The sequence below is a fragment of the Pseudaeromonas sp. HNCC25DJ182 genome, from assembly GCF_055413365.1.
Genome location: NZ_JBVAYG010000002.1, coordinates 167877 through 190777, shown reverse-complemented (window position 1 = coordinate 190777; position 22901 = coordinate 167877). Strand labels below are relative to the sequence as shown.

The window sequence follows — 22901 nt, the reverse complement described above, 5'->3', positions numbered from 1 at the left end:
TTAACTGGCAGGGATATAGAGCACCTGCCCAATCAGCAGGTTCTCGGATTTCAGACTGTTGTGATCCCGCAACCGGCGCTTGGAGACCCCGTAGCGCTGGGCAAGGCCTGAGAGGCTTTCGCCTGAGCTCACAACATGACGGATCGCCTCGCCACGATTATCCGGTGTGCTTTGGGTGGCCGTTTGACGAGCCGCTACGCGTACCGAACCTTCTGGCGGGTTATCGGCATAATAACCCCGGACACCGCGGAAAATTGCAGTCGCAATTTGGCGCTGGTAAGCATGGGAACTCAGTTGTTTCTCTTCAAAATGGTTGGAGATAAACCCGGTTTCAATCAGCAAGGAAGGGATATCCGGTGCCTTGAGCACTGCCAGGCTGGCATGTACTGGCTTGGACTTGTGCAGGCGCGCCACCCGACCGATCTGGTTGAGCACCTCTTCCCCGATGTTATAGCCCTCACTGCGCGAGTTATCCCAGGAAAGATCCAGAATCGTCTGCGCCAGGTAGGGATTGGGCTCGGCCTCGGCAATCACCTTCCCGGCCCCCCCCAGCAGTTGAGTATGCTTATCTTGCTGCCCTAGCAGCTTGTTCATTTCCCGATCGACGCGCTTGTTGGATAGGATCCAGACCGAGGCACCCCGTGCGGTCGCGTTATCGACACTATCGGCATGGATCGAAATTAGCAGTTGAGCCTTCTGACGCCGGGCAATTTCCGAGCGGGCATCCAGATCCACAAAGTAGTCACCGGTCCGCGTCATGACGGCGCGCATCCCTGGTTGTCGATTGATCAGTTCCGCTAACTCGCGGGCCACAGCCAAAGTCACGGTTTTCTCATGGGTGCCGCGAGGGCCTATGGCGCCAGGATCTTTGCCACCATGTCCGGCATCGACGGCAATGACCACCACGCCGTTCGATGCTCGTTCAACAGTAGTCGATGCCGGAGTGGAGCGAACCGCCGGAACAGGCGTTTCCTGCTTTGCTGAAGGAGTTGGTGATACGGTTCTCACTTGTGAGGAGATCGTTTCCTCCTTGATCGACACGTCTCCGGGTTTGATTCTGGTCGGGGCGGGATTCGGTGAAAACTCGCTCATCGGGATCACCCGACCCGCAGTCGGCTTGCCCGATGTCCCCACAGCAGGGTTTGCACTACTCCTCGTCAGCTGCACCGATGCGGAGGCGCTTCGAGTAGGCGTAGAGACCACAGTTCGATCCTTGTTTGCCGACTGCGATGGGGAGGACGAAGCGGAAGCAGTCGTCAAATCCCGGTGTAAAAAGTCCAGAACCAGACGGTGTCCATAGCGCTGCTGGGGCTGCAAGGTGAACATCTGAGGTTTCACATTGCCATTGAGTTCAAACACCAGTTGCAACGTTGGGTCAGTTGCCGAGTTTTGACGGTGAATCGACTTGATCACAGGACCGAGCTTGGCCCCCTGCCGTTCCAAATTCGCCAGTGAAGCCGTCACCGAGTCGATTTCTATGGTGAGACGATTCCCGGTCAAGGAATAACGATAAGCAGGCGCCGATGACAGATCGAAGACCACACGGGTCTTTTCTTCCGTCGGCGCGACGCGCAGGCTTTTGAGCTGATTAGCCCAAACCGGCAACGCCAGCAGACAACACAAACAACTGATCAGAAATTTTTTCACGGCGACTACAAAGATCTCAGTATGGCTTCACCCTTGGAAGTACAGCCGCGGACATGGATCTCGCGCTGTTCTCCCTCGTACTTCAGTGTGATATCCAGGTCAGGATGCGGTAACCACCCTTCCCCTTTCTCTGGCCACTCGACCAGACATAGGCAATCGGGCCCAAAATAATCACGAATGCCCATAAATTCCAGTTCTTCCGGATCGGCAAGCCGATACAGGTCGAAATGATACACCTGCCATGCCGGTAATTCATACGCCTCGACCAGGGTATAGGTTGGACTCTTGACCCGTCCAGAATGCCCTAACGCTTGCACAAAACCACGGGTTAGGGTGGTTTTTCCTGCGCCAAGGTCCCCATGCAGAAAAAATGTCGCTGCACTTTGACAGGCATGAGCCAGCCGTTTACCAAAAGCCAGGGTAGCGGCTTCATCATGCAGTAACTCGATATATTCAATACTCATCCAAAGATTCCACAGGATTAACCAGTCGACGAATAAAGGGAAGCAGATCGGACGCCAACATGCCACGTTCTCCATCACGCGCCGCGATATCGGCAGCCTCGCCATGCACACAAGCCCCCACCCAGGCGGCGGTCGCCGGTGATAGCCCCTGCCCCCAAAGCGCGGCGATTATACCAGATAACAGATCCCCCATGCCGCCACTGGCCATGCCGGGATTACCTTCTTGACACAACCAGATGGTTTTACCATCACATACCAGAGTTCCTGCGCCCTTGAGCAGCACCACACCGCCGTATCGTTGCTGTAAGCGGCGCACAGCGAACAATCGATCCTGCTCAACTTCAGCCACAGTGCAGGCTAACAGGCGGGCCGCCTCGCCTGGATGCGGCGTCAGGATCCACTCCTCCCGATAGACGGGAGCCTCGGCCAGCAGATTCAAACCATCAGCATCTAAAACCAGGGGCCCCGGCAATGCCAGCTGCGCCGCCCAGAGGGTTCTCGCCCACTCATCCTGGCCCAGCCCCGGACCTAACACCCGCACCGAGGCCCAGGCTGCAGAGGCGGCATAATCAGTATTGCTGGTACCGGAGGCTGACCACATCAACTCGGGTCGCCCAGCGAGAACCAGCAACTGATGTTCAGCTCGAGACGCGACCCTCACCAGTCCAGCCCCTGCCCGCAAGGCCGCCTCCGCAGCTAAACGGATAGCCCCCGGCATACCCAAACCACCACCCAACACCAAAACTCGTCCACAACTTCCTTTATGAGCCGTCCGCGCACGGGGAGGCAGGGCATAACGAGCCAGCCCATAATCAGCACGCAATAGCGTCCCGAAGCGGGAGACAGCAACCTCATCATGTCCCAACGCTACCGCCGCCATCGACTCAGTAACCATTGATTCAGTAACCAACGGACAAAGCGTTATCGGCCCCGTCAGCTCCGGTCCCTGCCCTGTCAACAAACCGGGCTTCCAGCCGATAAAGGTCAGCGTTCGGGAGGCTCGCACGGCCGAACCTAACGGAGTCCCGCTCACGCAGTGCAAACCACTCGGCAGATCCACGGCTAGCACAGGAGCCGACTGTCGATTGATGTAATCAATCCATTCCAGAATCCGGCCTTGTAACAAGGTCTGTGGGCCGATCCCCAATAAAGCGTCCACCAGCAAATCCGGCTGATGGGTGGCGTCAGGATCCATGGGCAGGGATGCCTGCACCTGACCACCATCGGCTAGCCATAACTGATAGGCCCGGGCGGCTTCGCTATCCGGCTTGGGCGCCCCTAGGGCATAGACCTCAACAGTGAGCCCACGCTGGCGCGCCAAGCGGGCCAGGACATAGCCGTCGCCGCCATTATTGCCTTGTCCACAGAAGATCCACAGCCGTTGCGCGTGAGGCCAATCGCGCTGCAGATGGGCATCCAACGCCGCACCGGCTCGTTCCATGAGCCCATAGAGGCCTTCAGGATTGTGCAACGCCAGTTGCTGTTCCAGCATGCGGATCTGCTCCGGGAGCCAGAGACGATATGCTAAAGTGAGCTGCGATTCATCGAGTATGGAAGTCATGACGTACCAACAACTGGAGAAACTGGCCCACGATATCAAGCTCTGGGGACACGAGCTAGGTTTCGACCAGATAGGCATCACCGGAACCGATCTGGGTGATGAGGAGCCGCGCCTGCAAGCCTGGTTGGATGCCGGCTACCACGGTGATATGGAGTATATGGCACGGCATGACATGATGCGCGCTCGTCCAGCCGAATTGCATCCCGGTACCCGGGCGGTGATCTCGGTTCGCATGAATTATCTCCCTCCAGCCGCCAGCATAGCCCGAACCCTGGGCCAGCCCGAAAAAGGCTATATCAGCCGCTATGCCCTCGGCCGCGACTACCACAAGGTCATGCGCCAACGCTTGAAACAGCTGGCCCAGCGGATAGAGCACGCGATGACTACCTTGGGAGCGGGTCCCTTGGCTGCTCGACCATTTGTCGATTCAGCCCCGGTGCTGGAGCGGCCATTGGCGGCAAAAGCCGGTTTAGGCTGGATTGGCAAACACTCGTTGCTACTTCATGAACAAGCCGGATCCTTTTTCTTTCTGGGCGAGCTACTGGTTGATCTGCCGTTGCCCGTGGATTCCCCCGGCAGCGGCAGCTGTGGCAAGTGCGTGGCCTGCATGACCATCTGTCCGACCGCCGCTATCGTGGCCCCCTATACCGTCGATGCCCGGCGCTGCATCTCCTACCTCACCATTGAATACGCAGGCGCTATTCCCCTGGAGTTAAGGCCGCTGATGGGGAATCGCATCTATGGCTGTGATGATTGCCAACTCATTTGCCCCTGGAATCGTTATGCCAGCGCCAGTCCGGAGGCTGATTTCAAAGCGCGCTCGGCCTTGCACACCCCGGATCTGCTCACCCTCTGGCAATGGCATGAACCCGAATTTTTGCAACATACCGAAGGCAGCCCCATTCGCCGCATTGGCTTTGAAAAATGGCAACGAAATCTTGCCGTTGCCTTAGGCAACGCGCCATACTCGTCGGCAATTGTCTCGGCACTCAGCCATCAATTTGATAGCGCATCTGCGCTGGTGCAGGAACATATCACCTGGGCCTTGCAGGAACAGGAGCGCAAGCGGAGCTTGGATCCGCGCACGCTCAAAACAGAACGCTTGATCCGCTGTATCGACAAGGGCATGCCCGATCACGCTTGAAGGAGAGCAACAGGATATGATGATTCTAGGAGTGGACATTGGTGGCTCAGGCATCAAGGGAGCCATTGTGGATACCGACAGTGGCCTGGTCATCGGTGAGCGACACCGGATAGCCACCCCGCAACCTGCAACCCCGGTCGCCATGGCACAAACGCTCAAGGAATTGGTTACTCACTTCGACTGGCAAGGACCCATCGGTTGCGGCTTCCCGGCCACCATTCATCATGGCGTCGCATTCAGTGCCGCCAATATTGACGCCAGTTGGGTCAATACCAGTGTCGAGGAACTGTTCAGTCAGACCACGGGCCGTCCCTGCTTCGTTCTCAATGATGCAGACGCCGCAGGGCTTGCCGAAATGCGCTTTGGCCAGGGCAGGAATCGCGATGGCGTGGTCATGCTGATCACTATTGGTACCGGTCTGGGCAGCGCCATTTTTGTCAATGGTCAGTTGCATCCCAATACCGAACTGGGTCATCTGAAGATGAAGGGGCGCATTGCCGAACACTATTGCTCCGACGCCGTCCGGCAGCGCGAGGATCTGAGCTGGGGCAAGTGGGGACGCCGCTTTAACCGGTATCTGCAACGTCTGGAGTTCCTATTCAATCCGGATCTCTTCATTCTGGGTGGCGGCACGGCACAACGCTTCGACCGATTCGAAGATGAACTTCATGTGCGCGCTCCGGTGGTTCCAGCGCAAAGCCTGAATCAGGCGGGCATCATAGGTGCAGCCCTATATGCCGAAGAGCAGGTCGACAAACACAGTAATTTGAGCTGAAAGAGTGTGATACAAACTGCAACCGGGCCGATAGCGCCCGGTTTTTTTGTGTCGCTTGAAGAAAAAATAACCAAAACAACAACAGCCGACCATAGTCAGCACATAACGAATGCTTGAGGAGATATGAGATTGGAGCGGGAAACGAGACTCGAACTCGCGACCCCGACCTTGGCAAGGTCGTGCTCTACCAACTGAGCTATTCCCGCTTGAAAGATGGGCTTTACGTTTCACTGTCGTGATTGGAGCGGGAAACGAGACTCGAACTCGCGACCCCGACCTTGGCAAGGTCGTGCTCTACCAACTGAGCTATTCCCGCAACGTAAATTCTTGTGAAATCAGCAAGTCCGGAGTTGGAGCGGGAAACGAGACTCGAACTCGCGACCCCGACCTTGGCAAGGTCGTGCTCTACCAACTGAGCTATTCCCGCAAACCGGAACTTGTGATTGGAGCGGGAAACGAGACTCGAACTCGCGACCCCGACCTTGGCAAGGTCGTGCTCTACCAACTGAGCTATTCCCGCATCACAAGGGTGTGTTAGAGAGAGTTTTTGGAGCGGGAAACGAGACTCGAACTCGCGACCCCGACCTTGGCAAGGTCGTGCTCTACCAACTGAGCTATTCCCGCAATATGCTCTCTAGCACGGGAGCCGAATTATAAGGAGCGACCGCTTGATTGCAAGGGCTTTTTTCTCGTTCGCTCAAGAACAGAGCAACCACGGGTGCGGCTGCTCTTTTTTTCTGCAAAATCACACTTTAAACACGGTTTCCCGATAAAACTGCAATTCGGCAATCGACTCGCGAATATCATCCATGGCCAGATGGGTGCCCTGCTTTTTAAAGCCATTGAGCAATTCAGGCTGCCAACGACGAACGAGTTCCTTAATGGTGCTGACATCCACATTGCGATAGTGGAAAAACTGCTCCAGCTCTGGCAGATGGCGCACCATGAAACGACGGTCCTGGCCGATACTGTTGCCACACATGGGGCTGCTGCGCTCCGGCACCCAAGCCCGGAGAAACTCCAGACATTCTCGTGCGGCAGCCGTTTCGTCATAAGCGCTAGCCCGGACACGGGCGACAAGTCCTGACTCGGTATGTGTCCGGGTGCACCAATCATCCATTGCGGCCAGAACAGCATCGGTTTGATGCACGGCTATGACAGGCCCTTCCGCCAGGACTCGTAACTCCTTGTCTGTCACTATCATGGCGATTTCCAGCACCTTGTCCGTATCCGGATCCAGCCCGGTCATCTCCATATCAACCCAAATCAAATTTTGCGCATCTTGCGTCATCTTTTCACCTTTGTGGGACAAGTCAGCTCGCTCCCATGTATCATAAACCCTTGATTGCAAAATTACGAAAGCAGCAAACGCGTGGCAAAAAAGAGCAAGTTAACTCAAGGTCAGCAGCGCAGAGTCAATGCCAACCAGACCCGCCGTCTGAAAAAGGAAGCGCCAGAGGTTGATGAAAGCCTGCTGGGCGCGCCTCAGGAAGGCTTGGTGATCAGTCGTTTCGGCCAGCACGCCGATGTCGAAGACCAATCCGGCATCGTCCATCGCTGTAACCTACGCCGTACCGTGGGCAGCCTGGTTACCGGCGATCGGGTCGTCTTCCGGCTCGGAGATGAACATCTGCACGGCATCAGTAGTGTGGTCGAGGCTGTTCATCCTCGCCGCACCGAGTTTTCTCGTCCGGATTATTACGATGGCCTCAAGCCGGTTGCGGCCAACATCGATCAGATTGTGATCGTTTCAGCCGTGATGCCCGAGTTCTCGACCAACCTGGTCGATCGCTATCTGGTCGCCGCCGAAACCATGGAAATTCCGCCCCTGTTGGTGCTGAACAAAATCGATATGCTGACGGCTGAAGCTCGCCAGCAACTGGAACCGCAGTTGGCTCAATATCGCCACATTGGTTACGAGGTACTACTAGTCAGTTGCGAAAGCAATGAGGGGATGGAGGAACTCCAGGCTCGACTCAAAGACAAGATCAATGTCTTTGTCGGCCAATCCGGGGTCGGTAAGTCGACCCTGGTCAACAGCCTGATGCCGGAAGCAGCCGCCTTAACCGGAGAGATTTCCGATAGTTCAGGACTGGGGCAACATACCACCACCACAGCCCGCCTCTACCACTTTCCCAGTGGCGGAATTCTGATCGATTCACCGGGTATCCGCGAATTTGCACTCTGGCATCTGGAGGCGGAGCGCATCACTTGGTGTTTCATCGAATTTCGTCGTTACCTTGGTGGGTGCAAGTTCCGCGATTGCACCCATGGTGATGATCCGGGATGCCTGATCCGCCAAGCCGTCGAAGCAGGTGACATCAGTCAGGAACGCTACCAGAATTATCACCGGATCCTGGCCTCGATGGATGAGGCTCGGCCGACGCGTCACATTAAAAAAAGCTAACCACGCTTAGCGCCCAACCAGGGCGTTAAGCCTCTTACCGATGAGAAGAAGACCATGACTCTGATTGATGCCCTGAAAATCGCCGGTCAGTACTGCCTGCCCAAACATGCACTCTCGCGCTGGGTTGGCAAATTGGCTGCCGCCGAGGCCGGAAGTCTGACGACCCGATTGATCCGCTTGTTTATCGCTCGCTTCGGCATCGACATGAGCGAAGCCGCGCACGAGGATCCGGCTCACTACAAGACTTTCAATGCCTTCTTCACCCGCGCCCTCAAGCCCGGGCTGCGGCCTGTGGTGGATGATCCCCTGCTCCTGGCCCTCCCCGTTGATGGCTGTGTGAGCCAACTTGGTGATATCAGTCAAGGTCGTGTCGTGCAGGCCAAAGGGCATGATTTTAGCGCCAGAGAGTTACTCGGCGGTGATGCCAAACTGGCGGCGCCATTCCAGGGCGGCAAGTTTGCCACCATCTACCTCTCTCCCAAGGACTATCACCGCATTCATATGCCTCTGGATGGTGTACTGGAGAGCATGATTTACATTCCTGGTGATCTGTTTTCTGTCAATCCATTAACTGCAGAGCATGTACCCAATCTGTTTGCCCGTAACGAACGGGTTGCCTGTCTCTTCCGAACGGAGCTGGGCCCCATGGCTCTGGTCCTGGTCGGAGCCACCATAGTGGCCAGCATCGAGACCATATGGGCCGGTACTATCACCCCCCCGGCGGGGAAGACGGTAACCCGTTGGGATTATTCGGGCGAACAAGCCATCACCCTGAAAAAGGGCGAGGAAATGGGATTGTTCAAATTGGGCAGTACCGTGGTGTGTCTGTTTCCACCAGAAACCATCAGCTTTGCCGACAACCTGCAACCGGGCGCAACAACCCGCATGGGGCAAATCTTCGGCCGCATTCGCTAGGCCCAAATCCAAGGTCACAGGGGCTCACGATGGGCCCTTTATTCTTTTATTGCCAGACCGATCACCCGTTATCAACTGCGGATACCTGGATGATCTCGCGCTCCAAATACCACCTGCTTACAACCCTGCACCGACTATTCCTTTCTGCACTATAGTTTTCATAACGGCCGTATTGGCTACAGCAATAACTCCACGCCAATACAAATGTCCCGGCCAAAGCGTGGTCTCAACCGCTCGACTGACTAACGGATCAATCATCCAATTACATGACTTGACACGAAAAACTGGTTCATGGACGAGCCGTCACCAGGCTCCTGACGATAAAAACTCGATAAGGTGCATACAATGAAGCTGAATATTCGACAAAAGCTGCTATTGGCGCTAGCTGCGTTATTGATTGTTACGGCGGGGCTGCAACAACTGTATAACCGACAAGCATTAATTTCTGCGGCTAACGAGGGAGTAGAGCGTTTCGAAACCAGTGTGGCCGAAGTACAAATCAATGGCTTGAAAAACTGGCTGGACACCAGCGCCGCCATCGTCAGTAGTGCCCAGAAAGGATTTTCTGCCGCCAAAGACCCAGAAACGGCGCTTGCCCAGGCCGCTCAGGGCGGTAAATTTGACATGATCTATGTCGGTACTGACCAAGGAGAGATGATCGCCTCGACCCAGGGCTGGAAAGCGCCGGATGGATATGATCCGCGACAACGCCCCTGGTATCAGGATGCGACCGCCGCCAATCGCATGGTGGTGACCGCCCCCTATGCCGATGCCAGCTCAGGGGAACTCATCATCAGCTTCGCCGAGCCATTTCACGATGGCAGCCGCAAGGGGGTAATTGCCGGTGACATCAGCATCAAGAGCCTGGTTGAAAATATAAATAGTATTGCCCGTGAGGGCGTATATGGCTTGCTGGTCGATGGACAGGGAAACCTGATCGCCCATAAAGACCCGGCTTTGACGCTAAAGCCAGCCACTCAACTAGCCTCACAACTGGATCAAACAACCATTCAACAACTGGCCACTCAGGGCAAACCGGTGAAGATGAACATCTCCGGTCAGGACAGTATTCTATTTTTCGCTCCGGTTCCCGGCTATGACTGGTACTTCGGACTTGTGTACGATGAAAATACCGCCTTTGCCGACAGCAATAGACTCTTGCAGCAATCCTTGGTCGCCACCTTGTTACAGCTATTGATCGTCGCCGGTGGCGCCGCCTATAGCATTTCACGTTCTCTGCAGCCCTTGTCTGCCATGGGAGATGCGGTAGCCGAACTATCCCGAGGTAACGGCGACCTGACACGTCGACTCAAAATCCTGCGGGATGACGAAGTAGGCATGGTTGCCCGACAAATCAACCTGTTTATCGACATGCTGCAAACTATGGTCAGTGACTTGGCCAACTCAGCCCGCGAGCTGGATGAACAGGCCAAACAGTCTCATAGCATGGCTGGTCATAACGACCAGAGCCTCGCCCGCCAGCAATCGGAAATCTCGCAGATTGCGACCGCAGTCCACGAGATGTCGGCTACCGCCAGTGAGGTTGCCAGCAATGCTGAACAAGCAGCTGCCGCCGCCCATGCCTCAGCCAGCAACTGTGAACATGGCAAACAGGTGATAGCACGCAACCAAAGCTCGATTACCAACCTAGCCCAGCAGGTCGAGTGCGCCTCGAATATCATTCAGGAACTCGAAAAAAATGCGCAGCAAATCAATACCATCCTTTCAACCATCCAAGGCATCGCGGAGCAAACCAATTTACTGGCATTGAATGCGGCCATCGAGGCCGCGCGAGCGGGAGAACAAGGACGCGGCTTTGCTGTCGTGGCGGATGAGGTTCGAGTCTTGTCGAAACGGACGCACTCTTCAACAGAGGAGATCCGGGCCATGATCGAAACTCTGCAGCGCAACACACAACAAGCCGTTGGGACCATGAGTCAGAGCCAGCAGCTAGCGCAAAACAGCGTCGATGATGCGAAGAATGCAACACTCGCCCTGGAGCAAATTACCCAATCTATCGGCGAAATATCGGACATGGCAACCCAGATTTCCAGTGCCGCCGAGGAACAACGAGCCGTCACCGATGAAGTAGGTCGTAACATTCAAGCCACCAAGGATGTGACCGACGAACTCAGTTACGCCGCTACCAATGCGAATCAACTAGCAACCCAGCTCAAAGATATTGCGCGTCGCATCAACGAACAGGTGAACAACTTCCACGTTTGATCCCTCATCCCCGGCCTCAGAACCACCGAGGCCGGGGAGTTTTCTAGCGCAATAGGGCAGACTGTTTGCTAATTTGATATAAAACAAAGCGTTACATTGTAATCATCGCCACAATCCCACTCGATAACATAGGCTCCTTTTGTATCAGGTAAAAGGAGAGTTGTTTCTCATTTTTGTCGTGGGATTTTGCCTACAATTTCGTAACAATTTTCGTCGTTCGATTCCTGATCCGGCTGTTTATAGGCGTCGAGCTTCATCTCAACATCCAAGCTTGGAATGCTATTCACCATGGGCTCTGTGCCGGAGTCTGTTGTGCATCTTTTCTCAAGGAGGCAGAAGTGGACATAGTAAAGACCGATGTTGCCATCGTTGGTGCTGGTGGTGGTGGCCTTCGTGCTGCCATCGCCATTGCCGAAGCCAATCCATCTCTCGAGATCGCCCTGATCTCCAAAGTCTACCCCATGCGCAGCCATACAGTGGCGGCCGAAGGTGGAGCGGCTGGCGTGGTCCGGGAAGATGACAGTTTAGAAAATCACTTCAACGATACGGTCTCAGGGGGCGACTGGCTCTGTGAGCAGGATGTTGTGCAGAACTTTGTCGAGAACTGTACCAAAGAGCTGATCCAACTCGAGCATTGGGGTTGCCCGTGGAGCCGGAAACCAGATGGCAAGGTCAACGTACGCCCTTTTGGTGGCATGAAAATCCCCCGCACCTGGTTTGCTGCCGACAAATCCGGTTTCCACATGCTGCATACCCTGTTTCAAACCTCGATCAAATACCCATCAATCAAACGTTTCGATGAACACTTTTGTCTCGACCTGCTAGTCGAGGATGGGCGCGTCCAGGGTGTGGTCTGCTTCGATATTCAAAATGGCGTCACTCGGATGATTCAGGCCAAGTCGGTCATCATTGCGACCGGTGGTGGCAGCCGCACTTATCGTTTCAATACCAATGGTGGCATTGTCACCGGTGACGGTATGGCCTTGGCCTATCGCCATGGCGTGCCGCTGCGGGATATGGAATTTGTACAATATCATCCCACCGGTTTGCCCGGTTGCGGCATCCTGATGACCGAAGGCTGCCGGGGAGAGGGTGGCATCATGATCAACAAGGATGGCTATCGTTATCTGCAAGATTATGGCCTCGGGCCGGAAATTCCCGTCGGACAGACCAAGAACAAATACATGGAGTTGGGTCCACGGGATCGGTTGTCCCAAGCCTTTTGGGGCGAGCAGCAAAAGGGCCGCACGGTGCAAACTCGACTGGGCGATGTGGTCTACCTGGATCTGCGTCACTTGGGTGCCAAATATCTGGAAGAGCGCCTGCCCTTCATCTGCGAATTGTCCAAGGCTTACGTCGGTGTGGATCCCGCCAAGGATCCGATCCCGGTGCGTCCGACGGTGCACTACACCATGGGCGGGATCGAAACCGATGGTCGCTGTGCCACTCGGATGCCCGGTCTGTATGCCGTCGGCGAATGCGCATCGGTCGGTATTCATGGTGCTAATCGCTTAGGATCTAACTCACTGGTTGAAATCGTGGTTTTCGGCAAAATAGCTGGTGAAGAAGCAGCCAAATTCGCCAGCTCTCGCCCCCACGGCAATACCGAAACACTCTATAAACAAGCGGTTGCTTCTGTAGCCAAAGCCATGTCGCTGATGGAAGGCGATGGCACGGAAAACCCGGCCGACATCCGTAACGAGATGGGCGACGCCATGGAAAAAGGGGTCGGTATTTATCGCACCGAAACCTTGATGCAAGAAACCATCGACAAACTGGCCGAACTCAAACAGCGTTACAAGAATATCCAGATCAAAGATAAATCATCTGTCTTCAATACCGACTGGCTGTACGCCATTGAACTCGGTTTCTTACTCGACGTCGCAGAATCGATGGCCCACTCCGCCATCGCCCGGAAAGAATCCCGCGGTTCGCACCAGCGCCTGGATGGCTATGAAGAGCGGGATGACGTCAATTTCCTAAAACATACTCTCGCCTTCCATAACGCCGCAGGAACACCGACCATCGATTATAGTCCGGTGAAAATTACCAAATCACAACCGGCCAAACGGGTTTATGGCGCCGAAGCCGACAAACAGGAGGCCGCAAAACATGACTGAGATGATGGATATTGAGGTACTGCGCTATCGTCCAGAAGAGGATGCCGAACCTTGGTGGCAAAGTTTCAAGGTTCCCTTCAGCCATGAAATGTCGCTGCTGGAGGCCTTGAACCATATTAAGGATGAGTTGGATCAGACGCTGAGCTTTCGCTGGTCCTGCCGCATGGCCATTTGTGGCTCCTGCGGCATGATGGTGAACGGCATCCCCAAGCTGGGTTGCAAAACCTTTTTGCGCGACTATCCGTCCGGCAAGATGAAGATCGAACCCTTGGCCAACTTCCCTATTGAACGGGATCTGGTCGTAGATATGAGCGATTTCATCGACAAACTGGAAGCGATCAAGCCCTATATTATCCCCAAGGTTACGCGGGATCTCAGCGAGGGGGAATACATACAGACCCCGGCTGAACTGGCCAAGTATCGTCAGTTCTCGATGTGCATCAACTGCGGGCTTTGTTATTCCGCGTGCCCGCAGTACAAGATCAACAAGAGTTTTACGGGTCCGGCAGCATTAGCGCTTCTGCACCGCTATAACGCCGACAGTCGCGACGGCGGCAAGGCTGAACGAATGAAGATCGTCAATCAAGACTCCGGCGTGTGGAGCTGTACCTTCGTCGGTTACTGTTCACAGGTTTGCCCAAAAGGCGTCGATCCGGCTGCCGCCATTCAATTGGGTAAGGTGGAAAGCAGTAAGGATTACCTGATTGCCATGTTCAAACCAGGGGAATAACTCGATGGATAGCACGCAAAGTAAACGTAAGCCCTATCTCCGCCCCGTTGAAAAAGGGTGGTGGTTGAAGAACAACTTTTATATTCACTACATGCTGCGTGAAGGCACTAGCGTATTTGTCTCCATCTATGCAGTGATACTTCTGATGGGATTACTACGTCTGAGCCAGGGCGCTAGCGCGTTTCAAGGTTGGCTGGATGCCTTGAGTCATCCGCTAGCCGTGCTGTTTCACCTGGTGGTTCTGGCCGCTTGTTTATTCCATGCCAAAACCTGGTTTGAATTGGCACCGAAAGCCATGCGCATCATGCATGGGGAAGAGCCGATCCCGGATAAACCCATAGTGCTGGCTCAGTACATAGCGCTGGCGGCTGTGTCGCTGCTGGTGCTTGTCGTAGCGCTGGTCGCTTGAAGGAGAGAATGATGCGACGTTCTGATGAACCTATTTACTGGGGATTGTTTGGCGCAGGTGGTGTTGTCACCGCCATGCTGTTACCTATCGTCGTGTTGATAACTGGCATTCTGGTCCCGATCGGGATCTTGCCTGCCGATACGCTCAGCTACGATAAGCTCCATGGCTTGGCAACTTCCTGGTGGGGAGCCCCCATACTGTTGGCAATCATAGCGCTGCCGATTTTTCACGGTATGCACCGTATCTATCATGGGCTGCACGATCTGGGGATCCGCACTACACGCCTGCATCACTACCTGTGTTACGGATTTGCATTTTTGGTCTCGGCCGCCGCGCTGACCTTGTTAGTGCAGATGGCTTGAGCCCAGATCACAAATTATCGTCAGACAAAGGCACCTGAGGGTGCCTTTGTGTTATTTGCCCTATAGAATTCACTTGAAACCAAACATGGTTTATCGATTTATGCTAAAAATGATGCCAAACATTTGCATTGCTTAACCTCGTTTATCCTGAACTAACACCAGAGATTGAATTTGGTGCTGTAGCTCTCAGTTTGCTCCCAGGTGAGCCCTTAACTGCGAACCTTCGAGCGATTAGGATAAAGACATCCGTTTTTAAGGTTTACCAAGGAAGGGAAAGATGACCCAATCCAAACGACTTTTCGCCATTCTATTTGGCTCGCTAGTGTTAGCCGCGTGTGGCGGCGGTGGCGCCAAAGATTTATCCGGTGGCGGTGATACCGATAATGGCGGCGGCGACAATTCAGGAACACCATCCGTAACCGTAACCACCAAGTCGTGTACCGATATTGCAACGCCGACCACCTGCACTGCTGCCACTGAACTGCCAGCAGAAAAGCCCAATCGTGTAGAGGGTCTGGTCGTTGATGCCGATGGTAAAGCCGTCGCAGGCGTTCTTGTCGCCGCAACCACAGATAACGGCTCCATTACCCCGGCCAAACAAATCACAGATAGCCAAGGCCTTGCGGTCTTCACCCTGACCGCACCAGCCGCCAATACCGAAGGTGCCGGCTCCGTCACTTTGACTTATACCCAAGATGGTAAAGATTATACAGGGAACAAGGTCTTTACTTATAAACCGGGTGCGACCAGTAGTGATAATTACCAATTAACATTAACCCTCAAGGTCTGTACCGATATATCCGATCTGAGCACCTGCACAGAGCAATCCAAGTTGCCGACCGAGCGGGCCAGCTTGGCTGAGGCCATCCTGTTGGACCCCAAAGGTGAACCAGTCGTTGATGCGATCATCAATGCAATCGCGACCAAGGGTGAAATTCGACCCTCTGATGCCCGTCTCACCGACAGCGCAGGTAAGGCAACCTTCCTGCTGGCTAGCACAACAGACTCGGCTCAAACGGCCGGAACTTTTACCGTCAGTACCACTGTGCCCACCGGGGATATCACCGCAGCTAAAAACTATGAATTTGGAGCCAGCAATCTCAAGATCTCGTTAACCAGCGATAAAACCACGCTTCCTGCCGGGAGTGTAGCGGTATTAACGGCTCTCGTGACACTCAATGATCAACCCTATCCCTATCCCATCGATGTCAACTTCAGCTCTGCCTGCGCCAGCGCGGATAAGGCGACTCTGGATGCTAAAGTCGCCACGCAACAAGGCACAGCCATCGCAACCTATAAGGGGATGACGGATACTTACGCCTGTGCCGGCAATGACACCATTACCGCAACTGTGGCTGGACTGAATGAACTGGCATCCGTGACCATCGCCAACCAGACAGCCGAGACTCGTTCCATCACCGCTGGGACACCCAATCCTGAATTTATGTATCTGCGTGGTTCAGGAAAGGGCGAAAAATCAACAGTAACCTTTACCCTGAAGGATGCCCAGAATAAACCGGTAAGCGGCAAGCAGCTGAACTTCACCTTCGGCGGCAACATCAGCAACAACGTCAACTATCAGGACTACACCCTGAGCCCGTTGAACGCGACCACCAACATTGACGGCATGGCAACTGTGACCATCAACTCAGGTAACTTGCCAACCCCCATCAGCGTTATCGCGACCTTCGATGAAAATCCTGAAATCCGTGCGGCATCCAAGCAGATTGGTGTCGGTATCGGCTATGCCGACGACAACAGCGTCTCTTTCTCTGCGGATAAATACAACATCAATGGTGCGGGTTACGACGGTGAAGAAGCGAAAATCACTCTTCGGCTGGCGGATCGCTTCAACAACCCAGTCGCCGACGGCACCAAGGTTTACTTCACCACCGAAGGTGGCAGCATAAAGAGCGACCTGCCCGGTGAAGATGGGGATGTGACAGGTGTCTGCACCTCCAAGGCAGGGGTCTGCACAGCAACGCTGAGCTCACAGGACCCACGTCCTGCCGATGGTCGGGTTACTGTCAGTGCCTATATTTCAGGTGAAGAGAGTTTCCTCGATTATAACGGCAACGGTATCTTCGATAAGGGAGAGTTGACCGGGGTATCGGATGATCAATATGCATCTGACGTTCCCAATTACGTCCGCGCCTACAACGATATCGGTGAACGCTTCATGGATGTGAACGTCGATGACACGGCGAAAACGAATCCAAGTGCTGACATTGATGGTTTCCGTGCTGGTGTTGACTTGTATGAAGACCTGAATGGTAACGGCAACCGAGATTTGGGCGATGGAGTCTACACCGGTCTGGTATGCGATAAAGAAACCATCGGCCGCGGCTTCTGCAAACGTGAACTGACCACCCTATTCCGCAACGCCGAGTTTATCTTTACTGGATTGAACAGTTCACTAGCAGGTAACGGCGCTCTACCTTTGCAAGTTTTTGTTGTGACCAATAATCCCAAACAAGGTGATGGAATATGGGTAACACCAACCCCAGAGAATGGTGTTCATGTCGACTTACGGGATAACAAAGTCAAGTATGTGCGGATCCTGCCCATGCATATTCCACACGATGCCAGTGATAACGAAGACTTGCGATTGGCAAATCCAATTCCCAAGAGCCTCGGTGACATCAGCAATTTCGGAGACTTAACCGCCTACTACGATTTGCGGGGAGTAAACCCAATCCCGGCAGGCAGCACCTTCAGTGTCACCAACGACAATGGCGGCAAAGTAAAGACTCTGGCATTTTCTGGTGGCAACTGTAATTCCGATGTATACAGTCCGTACCCATCCACGACACGCCCGATGTTTTACTGCGTGGCAATATTCCCGGAAGACGAGCCAAATAAGAAAACCAAAGGTAGCCTAGAGATCAAGGTAACAACACCGGCACCACATCAAGATGGTTTAGCGGTCTCCGTTGAGGTCGAGGACAATGGCTAGAGCCGTTCAATATGAGGTCATCGCCAGAAGTACAGAATGACCTTATATCGTTGCAACCACCTCATCTCATTGGTAGATAAGCCATAGCAAAAATGCCAGTCAGATCATTCTGACTGGCATTTCGCTTTTATCTCCACGTTCTGAAGCACTAAGCTCCTCAATGCACCGACGCCTTAGCCGATGAATTGAGGAATCTGCTGCGTCTTGAAGCACAGCGGTTTCGGCTGTTCCCTCTATCCCCTGGTGTTCTAGTTATGATCCGAACCATTCCCTCACACTGCGCCGGAAAAACCTACCCGCTCAGCGGTGTGAAATTGTAATATGCCTGATGAGCAGCGCGAGACCTCACCCTAGGTGTTGCATATAAATTCGCCGCTTATCAATGACCTAGACAGACAATCAATCGGTACCCTCGAATGGAAAAACGTAATCTGGAACAGCACACGCCCATGATGCAGCAGTATTTGGGCTTGAAGGCCCAGCATCCGGAGATCCTTCTGTTTTATCGGATGGGGGATTTTTACGAGCTGTTCTACGAGGATGCGCGCAAGGCATCCCAATTACTGGATATTTCCCTGACCAAACGCGGTCAGTCGGCGGGCAATCCGATCCCTATGGCTGGGGTACCTTATCATGCGGTAGAAGGCTATCTGGCCAAGCTGGTACAGCTCGGCGAGTCGGTGGCGATCTGCGAGCAGATCGGCGATCCGGCCTTGAGCAAAGGCCCGGTCGAGCGGCAGGTGGTGCGGATTGTCACCCCGGGTACCGTCACCGATGAGGCATTGCTGAGCGAGCGTCGCGACAACCTGATCGGCGCTCTCTATCACGATGGACAGCGCTTCGGACTGGCGGTGCTGGATATCAGCTCAGGGCGCTTCAGTATCAACCAGTTTCCAGCCGAAGAAACGCTACTGGCCGAGTTGCAGCGCCTGGATCCGGTCGAGTTGCTCTATCCTGAGTCATTTGCTTACTTGTCATTATTGGGTCAGCGTAGAGGGCTTCGCCGCCGCGCCGAGTGGGAGTTCGAGCTGGGTACCGCCCGGCATCTGTTGTGCCAGCAGTTCGGGACCCGGGATCTGGTCGGCTTTGGCGTCGAGCAGGCCACCACAGCGCTGTGTGCGGCGGGTTGCCTGATGCAATACGTCAAGGATACCCAGCGCACCGCCCTGCCCCATATCCGCACCATCCGGTTGGAGCAGACCGAGCATATGATAGTGCTCGATGCCGCCACCCGTCGAAATCTGGAGCTGACGCAAAATCTGGCCGGTGGTCTGGAAAATACCTTGGCGGAAATTCTGGATGCTACCGCGACCTCGATGGGCAGTCGTCTGCTCAAGCGCTGGATCCATCAGCCGGTGCGCAATCGCCCGATCATCCACAACCGCCAACAGATCATCGCCGAACTACTGGCTCAAAATATGACCAGTGAATTACAACCACTGTTGCGCCAGATTGGCGATATGGAGCGGGTGTTGGCCCGGCTGGCGCTCCGCTCCGCTCGCCCCCGGGACCTGAGTCGCCTGCGCCATGCATTCCAGCAACTGCCGATGCTGCAAACTCTGCTGCAAGATAGTAATAGCGAGGCACTGCAGCTACTGGCGGAACGCGCCTCTACCTTCCCGGAGCTCTGTGCTCTACTGGAGGCCGCGATTGTCGAAACGCCACCCGTGGTGATCCGTGATGGCGGTGTCATGGCCCCGGGTTACCACCCGGAGCTAGATGAGCTCCGCGCCCTGGCCGCTGGCGCCACCGAATATCTGCAGCAACTGGAATTACGCGAACGGGAGCGCACCGGCATCAACACCCTGAAAGTGGACTACAACAAGGTACATGGTTTCTACATCGAGGTGACCAAGGCCAATGCCCATCTGGTTCCTGCTGACTATGTTCGCCGTCAAACCCTGAAGAACAACGAGCGCTATATCATTCCGGAATTAAAGGCGTACGAAGATAAGGCGCTGACTGCGCAAAGCCGTGCTCTTGCATTGGAAAAGCAACTCTACGAAGCGCTGCTGGACCTACTGCTACCCCATCTGGCGGAGCTGCAGCAATCAGCCGCCGCGGTGGCCGAACTCGATGTGCTGAATAATTTGGCCGAGCGGGCACAGACCCTGAACTATACCCGTCCGCACATGACCGAGAGCGCCGAGATCCGCATCGAGAATGGACGTCATCCGGTGGTAGAGCAGGTGCTGAGCGAGCCGTTTATTGCCAATCCGGTGGAATTGCATGACCAGCGTCGCATGCTGATCATTACGGGGCCGAATATGGGGGGGAAATCCACCTATATGCGGCAAACAGCACTAATTGTATTGATGGCACATATCGGCTCTTTCGTGCCAGCAGATAATGCTCAGATCGGGAATATCGATCGGATCTTCACTCGCATCGGTGCCTCGGATGATCTGGCGTCTGGCCGCTCAACCTTCATGGTCGAGATGACAGAAACCGCGAACATACTGCACAACGCCACGGAGCAGAGTCTGGTGCTAATGGATGAAATTGGCCGTGGTACCAGCACCTATGATGGCCTGTCGCTCGCCTGGGCTTGCGCCGAACAGTTGGCGAATAAGATCCGCGCCTTTACCCTGTTTGCGACCCACTACTTCGAGTTGACTCAGCTGCCAGAGCAGATACCAGCACTGGCTAACGTCCATCTTGACGCCGTCGAACACGGCGATGGCATTGCGTTTATGCACGCCGTACAAGAGGGAGCCGCCAACCGCTCCTATGGCTTGCAGGTCGCCAGCCTGGCGGGAGTTCCCAAGACCGTCATTCAACGGGCCAAACAAAAGTTGCACGAATTGGAACAATCGAGCCATCGTCCTTCAGACCAAATGGCTCCTACCCTTCAGCCTAGCTCCTTTGATGCGACTGAGTGTGAAGCGGTACTAGCCCTCAAGGCGCTGGATCCGGACGCTCTGACTCCACGACAGGCTCTGGACGCACTCTATCGTTTGCGGCAGCTGCTGTAGCAGACTCGCGCAGCAAGAAAGCAGAACATATGGCCTGGGGATGGCGCCCATGAAAGCGACAAATCCGCGTCGTCCCATCAAAACGTTGGCAATCCCGACAATGCAAACGAGCCACCATGCTATCTCCAGTAGTACCAGAGGTTCGCTCTCTGGATCTCACCCATAAAAACGGGGCCTGATGGCCCCGCTTTATCATCTCAACTAAGATTATTCGCCATTGAACAACGCATCCACAGAAAGACCTTGCTGGGTCAGGATATCCCGTAGCCGACGCAATGCCTCCACTTGGATTTGACGAACTCGTTCACGGGTCAGCCCAATCTCACGACCCACATCTTCCAGAGTTGCTGGCTCATAGCCCAGCAAACCGAATCGTCGCGCCAGAACTTCACGTTGCTTGGCATTGAGCTGCTCCAGCCAATGGACCACGCTGACGCGCATGTCATCATCCTGGGTTTCCAGCTCCGGCCCCATGCCACGCTCGTCGGTGAGAATATCCAGCAAGGCCTTGTCGCCATCACCACCTATGGGTGAATCCACTGAGCAGATCTTCTCGTTCAGTTTCAACATGCGGGACACATCTTCCACCGGACGGTCCACTGCAGCGGCAATCTCCTCAGCGGTCGGTTCATGATCCAGTCGATGTGCCAATTCACGGGCCGTGCGCAAATAGACATTCAGCTCTTTGACCACATGGATCGGCAGACGGATAGTGCGCGTCTGGTTCATGATGGCGCGTTCAATGGTTTGGCGGATCCACCAGGTCGCGTAGGTCGAAAAGCGGAAACCTCGCTCGGGATCGAATTTTTCAACCGCACGGATCAGGCCCAGATTGCCCTCCTCCACCAGATCCAGCAGTGCCAGACCCCGATTGTTATAACGACGGGCAATTTTAACCACCAGTCGCAGATTGGACTCAATCATCCGCTTACGAGCGGCCGCATCACCACGCAGCGCCTTGCGGGCAAAGAAAACCTCTTCTTCTGCGGTCAGCAACGGAGAGAAGCCGATTTCACCCAGATAGAGTTGGGTGGCATCCATCGAGACGCGAAGTGATTCGGTACCCGGCAATTCTTCTGTGACTGCCTCGTCAATGTCTTCCACCTCCGCTAATGCCTCGATGGATTCCAGTTCTTCATCAACCTCGAAAACGTTTTCAGATATTGTCAGTTCTGTGTCGCTCATAGGTTGTTCCCCCAACCCGTCAGAGAAATCGCTTCAGGGTATTATCGTTTCGGAAGAAATCGTACCGGGTTGATGGACTGGCCCCGATAACGGATTTCGAAATGTAGCCGCACATCTTGAGAGTCACTGCTACCCATATCGGCTATGCGTTGACCTGCTTTAACTTCTTGTTGCTCTTGCACACGCAATACATCGTTATGGGCATAAGCAGACAGATAGTCTTCGTTGTGCTTGATTATTATTAAGTTTCCGTAACCTCGAAGAGCACTTCCAGCGTAGACCACCCTGCCAGAGGCGGCAGCAACCACGGCTTGGCCGCGAGTTCCTGCTATGTCTAAACCTTTGTTGCCCTGCTCAGAGAGCGAAAATCCTTGGACAATTCGACCGCGAGTCGGCCATTGCCAAGTTAAATAGTTGTTGTAATTCTGTGTACTTCTGGCTTGAGAGTATTCCTTTCGCTCAGAGGCAGCAAGCCCCCGCGTCACAGCTCCGCTCGAGTTTTGCACATTATTTTGTCGTGGATCACGCTTCGCCACAGAAGATCCGGACGCGACCGATTCAGGTTGTGATCCAAGCAACAGCAGCTGTCCTGGATGGATGGTGTATGGCTTCTTCAGATCGTTCAGACGCACCAGAACCATCATGGTCGTGCCATGATTTTGCGCCACCATGGACAAGCTATCACCACGTTTGACCACGTAGCGCCCGGCCTTGGGATTATCCAGGTCCAGCTTCAGGATCTGGCCGGCATAGATGGCATAAGGCGGCTCGATGCCGTTAAATCGCGCAACGGCCTGAAAGTCGAGACCATACATCCAGGCAATGGCATACAAAGTGTCACCGGACTTTACCCGGTAGCGATTCTTGGCTAAGGGCTGATTATTTGCAGCCGTGCTTTTCGTACCATGAGATGCCTGCTTTCCTGAGCGACCACCAGCGTCACGGACAGGGGCCGCGGCCTCCTGACTGCTACAGGCCGCCAACAGGAGCAGAGAAAATATCGTGGCGAGAACTTGCATCATCCT

At 54.5% G+C, this 22901-nt stretch carries 17 protein-coding genes and 5 tRNA genes; 11 read left to right on the top strand and 11 right to left on the bottom strand.

Annotation, left to right across the window (positions count from 1 at the left end; genetic code table 11):
* The 3 genes from ACZYUB_RS02740 to ACZYUB_RS02730 are packed head-to-tail and all read right to left on the bottom strand — an operon-like array spanning window position 1 to window position 3672.
* Window positions 1–1647, bottom strand: coding sequence for an N-acetylmuramoyl-L-alanine amidase (locus tag ACZYUB_RS02740; RefSeq protein WP_463945342.1), 1647 nt, complete (start codon window positions 1645–1647; stop codon window positions 1–3).
* A gap of 5 nt (window positions 1648–1652) precedes the next feature.
* Window positions 1653–2111 (bottom strand): tRNA (adenosine(37)-N6)-threonylcarbamoyltransferase complex ATPase subunit type 1 TsaE, encoded by a 459-nt coding sequence (tsaE, locus tag ACZYUB_RS02735; protein WP_463945340.1) that lies wholly within the window; start codon window positions 2109–2111, stop codon window positions 1653–1655.
* Window positions 2101–3672 carry an NAD(P)H-hydrate dehydratase gene (locus ACZYUB_RS02730; RefSeq protein ID WP_463945338.1) on the bottom strand — a complete coding sequence of 524 codons (1572 nt, stop codon included), beginning with the start codon at window positions 3670–3672 and terminating at the stop codon, window positions 2101–2103. The genes tsaE and ACZYUB_RS02730 overlap by 11 nt, the downstream gene beginning before the upstream one ends.
* Here ACZYUB_RS02730 and queG point away from each other — a divergent pair.
* Together queG and ppgK are read left to right on the top strand one after the other, a co-directional pair.
* A complete protein-coding gene (gene queG / locus ACZYUB_RS02725; RefSeq protein ID WP_463945336.1) occupies window positions 3671–4816 on the top strand; it encodes a tRNA epoxyqueuosine(34) reductase QueG in 1146 nt (381 codons plus the stop codon). The two genes, ACZYUB_RS02730 and queG, sit on opposite strands and share 2 nt — an antisense overlap.
* Before the next feature lie 16 nt (window positions 4817–4832).
* On the top strand, window positions 4833–5591 hold the full coding sequence (gene ppgK, locus ACZYUB_RS02720) for a polyphosphate--glucose phosphotransferase (protein WP_463945334.1): 759 nt from the start codon (window positions 4833–4835) through the stop codon (window positions 5589–5591).
* 130 nt (window positions 5592–5721) lie between these two features.
* Here the strand turns inward: ppgK and ACZYUB_RS02715 are convergent.
* The 6 genes from ACZYUB_RS02715 to orn form a co-directional block, all read right to left on the bottom strand.
* Window positions 5722–5797: transfer RNA gene (locus ACZYUB_RS02715), tRNA-Gly, on the bottom strand.
* A gap of 34 nt (window positions 5798–5831) precedes the next feature.
* Window positions 5832–5907: transfer RNA gene (locus ACZYUB_RS02710), tRNA-Gly, on the bottom strand.
* 35 nt (window positions 5908–5942) lie between these two features.
* Window positions 5943–6018, bottom strand: a tRNA-Gly gene (locus ACZYUB_RS02705).
* 17 nt (window positions 6019–6035) lie between these two features.
* Window positions 6036–6111, bottom strand: a tRNA-Gly gene (locus ACZYUB_RS02700).
* Window positions 6112–6139: 28 nt separating this feature from the next.
* Window positions 6140–6215: transfer RNA gene (locus tag ACZYUB_RS02695), tRNA-Gly, on the bottom strand.
* Window positions 6216–6336: 121 nt separating this feature from the next.
* Window positions 6337–6882 (bottom strand): oligoribonuclease, encoded by a 546-nt coding sequence (orn, locus tag ACZYUB_RS02690; protein ID WP_463945332.1) that lies wholly within the window; start codon window positions 6880–6882, stop codon window positions 6337–6339.
* An 81-nt stretch (window positions 6883–6963) separates the two neighbouring features.
* Here orn and rsgA point away from each other — a divergent pair, with 81 nt between their 5' ends.
* From rsgA to mutS, 9 genes are all read left to right on the top strand, one after another.
* Window positions 6964–7998 carry a small ribosomal subunit biogenesis GTPase RsgA gene (gene rsgA / locus ACZYUB_RS02685; protein ID WP_463945330.1) on the top strand — a complete coding sequence of 345 codons (1035 nt, stop codon included), beginning with the start codon at window positions 6964–6966 and terminating at the stop codon, window positions 7996–7998.
* Window positions 7999–8052: 54 nt separating this feature from the next.
* Window positions 8053–8913 (top strand): archaetidylserine decarboxylase, encoded by an 861-nt coding sequence (gene asd / locus ACZYUB_RS02680; RefSeq protein WP_463945328.1) that lies wholly within the window; start codon window positions 8053–8055, stop codon window positions 8911–8913.
* A 345-nt stretch (window positions 8914–9258) separates the two neighbouring features.
* On the top strand, window positions 9259–11139 hold the full coding sequence (locus ACZYUB_RS02675) for a methyl-accepting chemotaxis protein (protein ID WP_463945326.1): 1881 nt from the start codon (window positions 9259–9261) through the stop codon (window positions 11137–11139).
* 338 nt (window positions 11140–11477) lie between these two features.
* The gene (gene frdA, locus ACZYUB_RS02670; RefSeq protein ID WP_463945324.1) at window positions 11478–13259 is read left to right on the top strand and encodes a fumarate reductase (quinol) flavoprotein subunit; all 1782 of its coding nucleotides are present in this window, start codon (window positions 11478–11480) and stop codon (window positions 13257–13259) included.
* On the top strand, window positions 13252–13989 hold the full coding sequence (locus ACZYUB_RS02665) for a succinate dehydrogenase/fumarate reductase iron-sulfur subunit (RefSeq protein WP_463945322.1): 738 nt from the start codon (window positions 13252–13254) through the stop codon (window positions 13987–13989). The genes frdA and ACZYUB_RS02665 overlap by 8 nt, the downstream gene beginning before the upstream one ends.
* Window positions 13990–13993: 4 nt before the next feature.
* On the top strand, window positions 13994–14398 hold the full coding sequence (locus ACZYUB_RS02660) for a fumarate reductase subunit C (RefSeq protein ID WP_463945321.1): 405 nt from the start codon (window positions 13994–13996) through the stop codon (window positions 14396–14398).
* An 11-nt stretch (window positions 14399–14409) separates the two neighbouring features.
* A complete protein-coding gene (frdD, locus tag ACZYUB_RS02655; protein WP_463945319.1) occupies window positions 14410–14760 on the top strand; it encodes a fumarate reductase subunit FrdD in 351 nt (116 codons plus the stop codon).
* Window positions 14761–15037: 277 nt separating this feature from the next.
* On the top strand, window positions 15038–17716 hold the full coding sequence (locus ACZYUB_RS02650; protein ID WP_463945317.1) for an Ig-like domain-containing protein: 2679 nt from the start codon (window positions 15038–15040) through the stop codon (window positions 17714–17716).
* A gap of 416 nt (window positions 17717–18132) precedes the next feature.
* Window positions 18133–20691: a DNA mismatch repair protein MutS gene (mutS, locus tag ACZYUB_RS02645; protein WP_463945315.1), complete on the top strand. Its 2559-nt coding sequence runs from the start codon at window positions 18133–18135 to the stop codon at window positions 20689–20691.
* Window positions 20692–20898: 207 nt separating this feature from the next.
* On the opposite strand, the gene rpoS is transcribed toward mutS, so the two are convergent.
* Window positions 20899–21876, bottom strand: coding sequence for an RNA polymerase sigma factor RpoS (gene rpoS / locus ACZYUB_RS02640; protein WP_463945313.1), 978 nt, complete (start codon window positions 21874–21876; stop codon window positions 20899–20901).
* A 41-nt stretch (window positions 21877–21917) separates the two neighbouring features.
* Window positions 21918–22898: a peptidoglycan DD-metalloendopeptidase family protein gene (locus tag ACZYUB_RS02635; protein ID WP_463945311.1), complete on the bottom strand. Its 981-nt coding sequence runs from the start codon at window positions 22896–22898 to the stop codon at window positions 21918–21920.
* Between the last annotated feature and the right edge of the window lie 3 nt (window positions 22899–22901).

What these genes read in the sequence shown, in the direction of transcription:
- tsaE (WP_463945340.1), bottom strand. Translation starts at nt 2,111, where the DNA reads ATGAGTATTGAATATATCGAGTTACTGCATGATGAAGCCGCTACCCTG.
- queG (WP_463945336.1), top strand. Translation starts at nt 3,671, where the DNA reads ATGACGTACCAACAACTGGAGAAACTGGCCCACGATATCAAGCTCTGG.
- ACZYUB_RS02730 (WP_463945338.1), bottom strand. Translation starts at nt 3,672, where the DNA reads ATGACTTCCATACTCGATGAATCGCAGCTCACTTTAGCATATCGTCTC.
- ppgK (WP_463945334.1), top strand. Translation starts at nt 4,833, where the DNA reads ATGATGATTCTAGGAGTGGACATTGGTGGCTCAGGCATCAAGGGAGCC.
- orn (WP_463945332.1), bottom strand. Translation starts at nt 6,882, where the DNA reads ATGACGCAAGATGCGCAAAATTTGATTTGGGTTGATATGGAGATGACC.
- asd (WP_463945328.1), top strand. Translation starts at nt 8,053, where the DNA reads ATGACTCTGATTGATGCCCTGAAAATCGCCGGTCAGTACTGCCTGCCC.
- ACZYUB_RS02675 (WP_463945326.1), top strand. Translation starts at nt 9,259, where the DNA reads ATGAAGCTGAATATTCGACAAAAGCTGCTATTGGCGCTAGCTGCGTTA.
- ACZYUB_RS02665 (WP_463945322.1), top strand. Translation starts at nt 13,252, where the DNA reads ATGACTGAGATGATGGATATTGAGGTACTGCGCTATCGTCCAGAAGAG.
- ACZYUB_RS02660 (WP_463945321.1), top strand. Translation starts at nt 13,994, where the DNA reads ATGGATAGCACGCAAAGTAAACGTAAGCCCTATCTCCGCCCCGTTGAA.
- frdD (WP_463945319.1), top strand. Translation starts at nt 14,410, where the DNA reads ATGCGACGTTCTGATGAACCTATTTACTGGGGATTGTTTGGCGCAGGT.
- ACZYUB_RS02650 (WP_463945317.1), top strand. Translation starts at nt 15,038, where the DNA reads ATGACCCAATCCAAACGACTTTTCGCCATTCTATTTGGCTCGCTAGTG.
- mutS (WP_463945315.1), top strand. Translation starts at nt 18,133, where the DNA reads ATGGAAAAACGTAATCTGGAACAGCACACGCCCATGATGCAGCAGTAT.
- rpoS (WP_463945313.1), bottom strand. Translation starts at nt 21,876, where the DNA reads ATGAGCGACACAGAACTGACAATATCTGAAAACGTTTTCGAGGTTGAT.
- ACZYUB_RS02635 (WP_463945311.1), bottom strand. Translation starts at nt 22,898, where the DNA reads ATGATGCAAGTTCTCGCCACGATATTTTCTCTGCTCCTGTTGGCGGCC.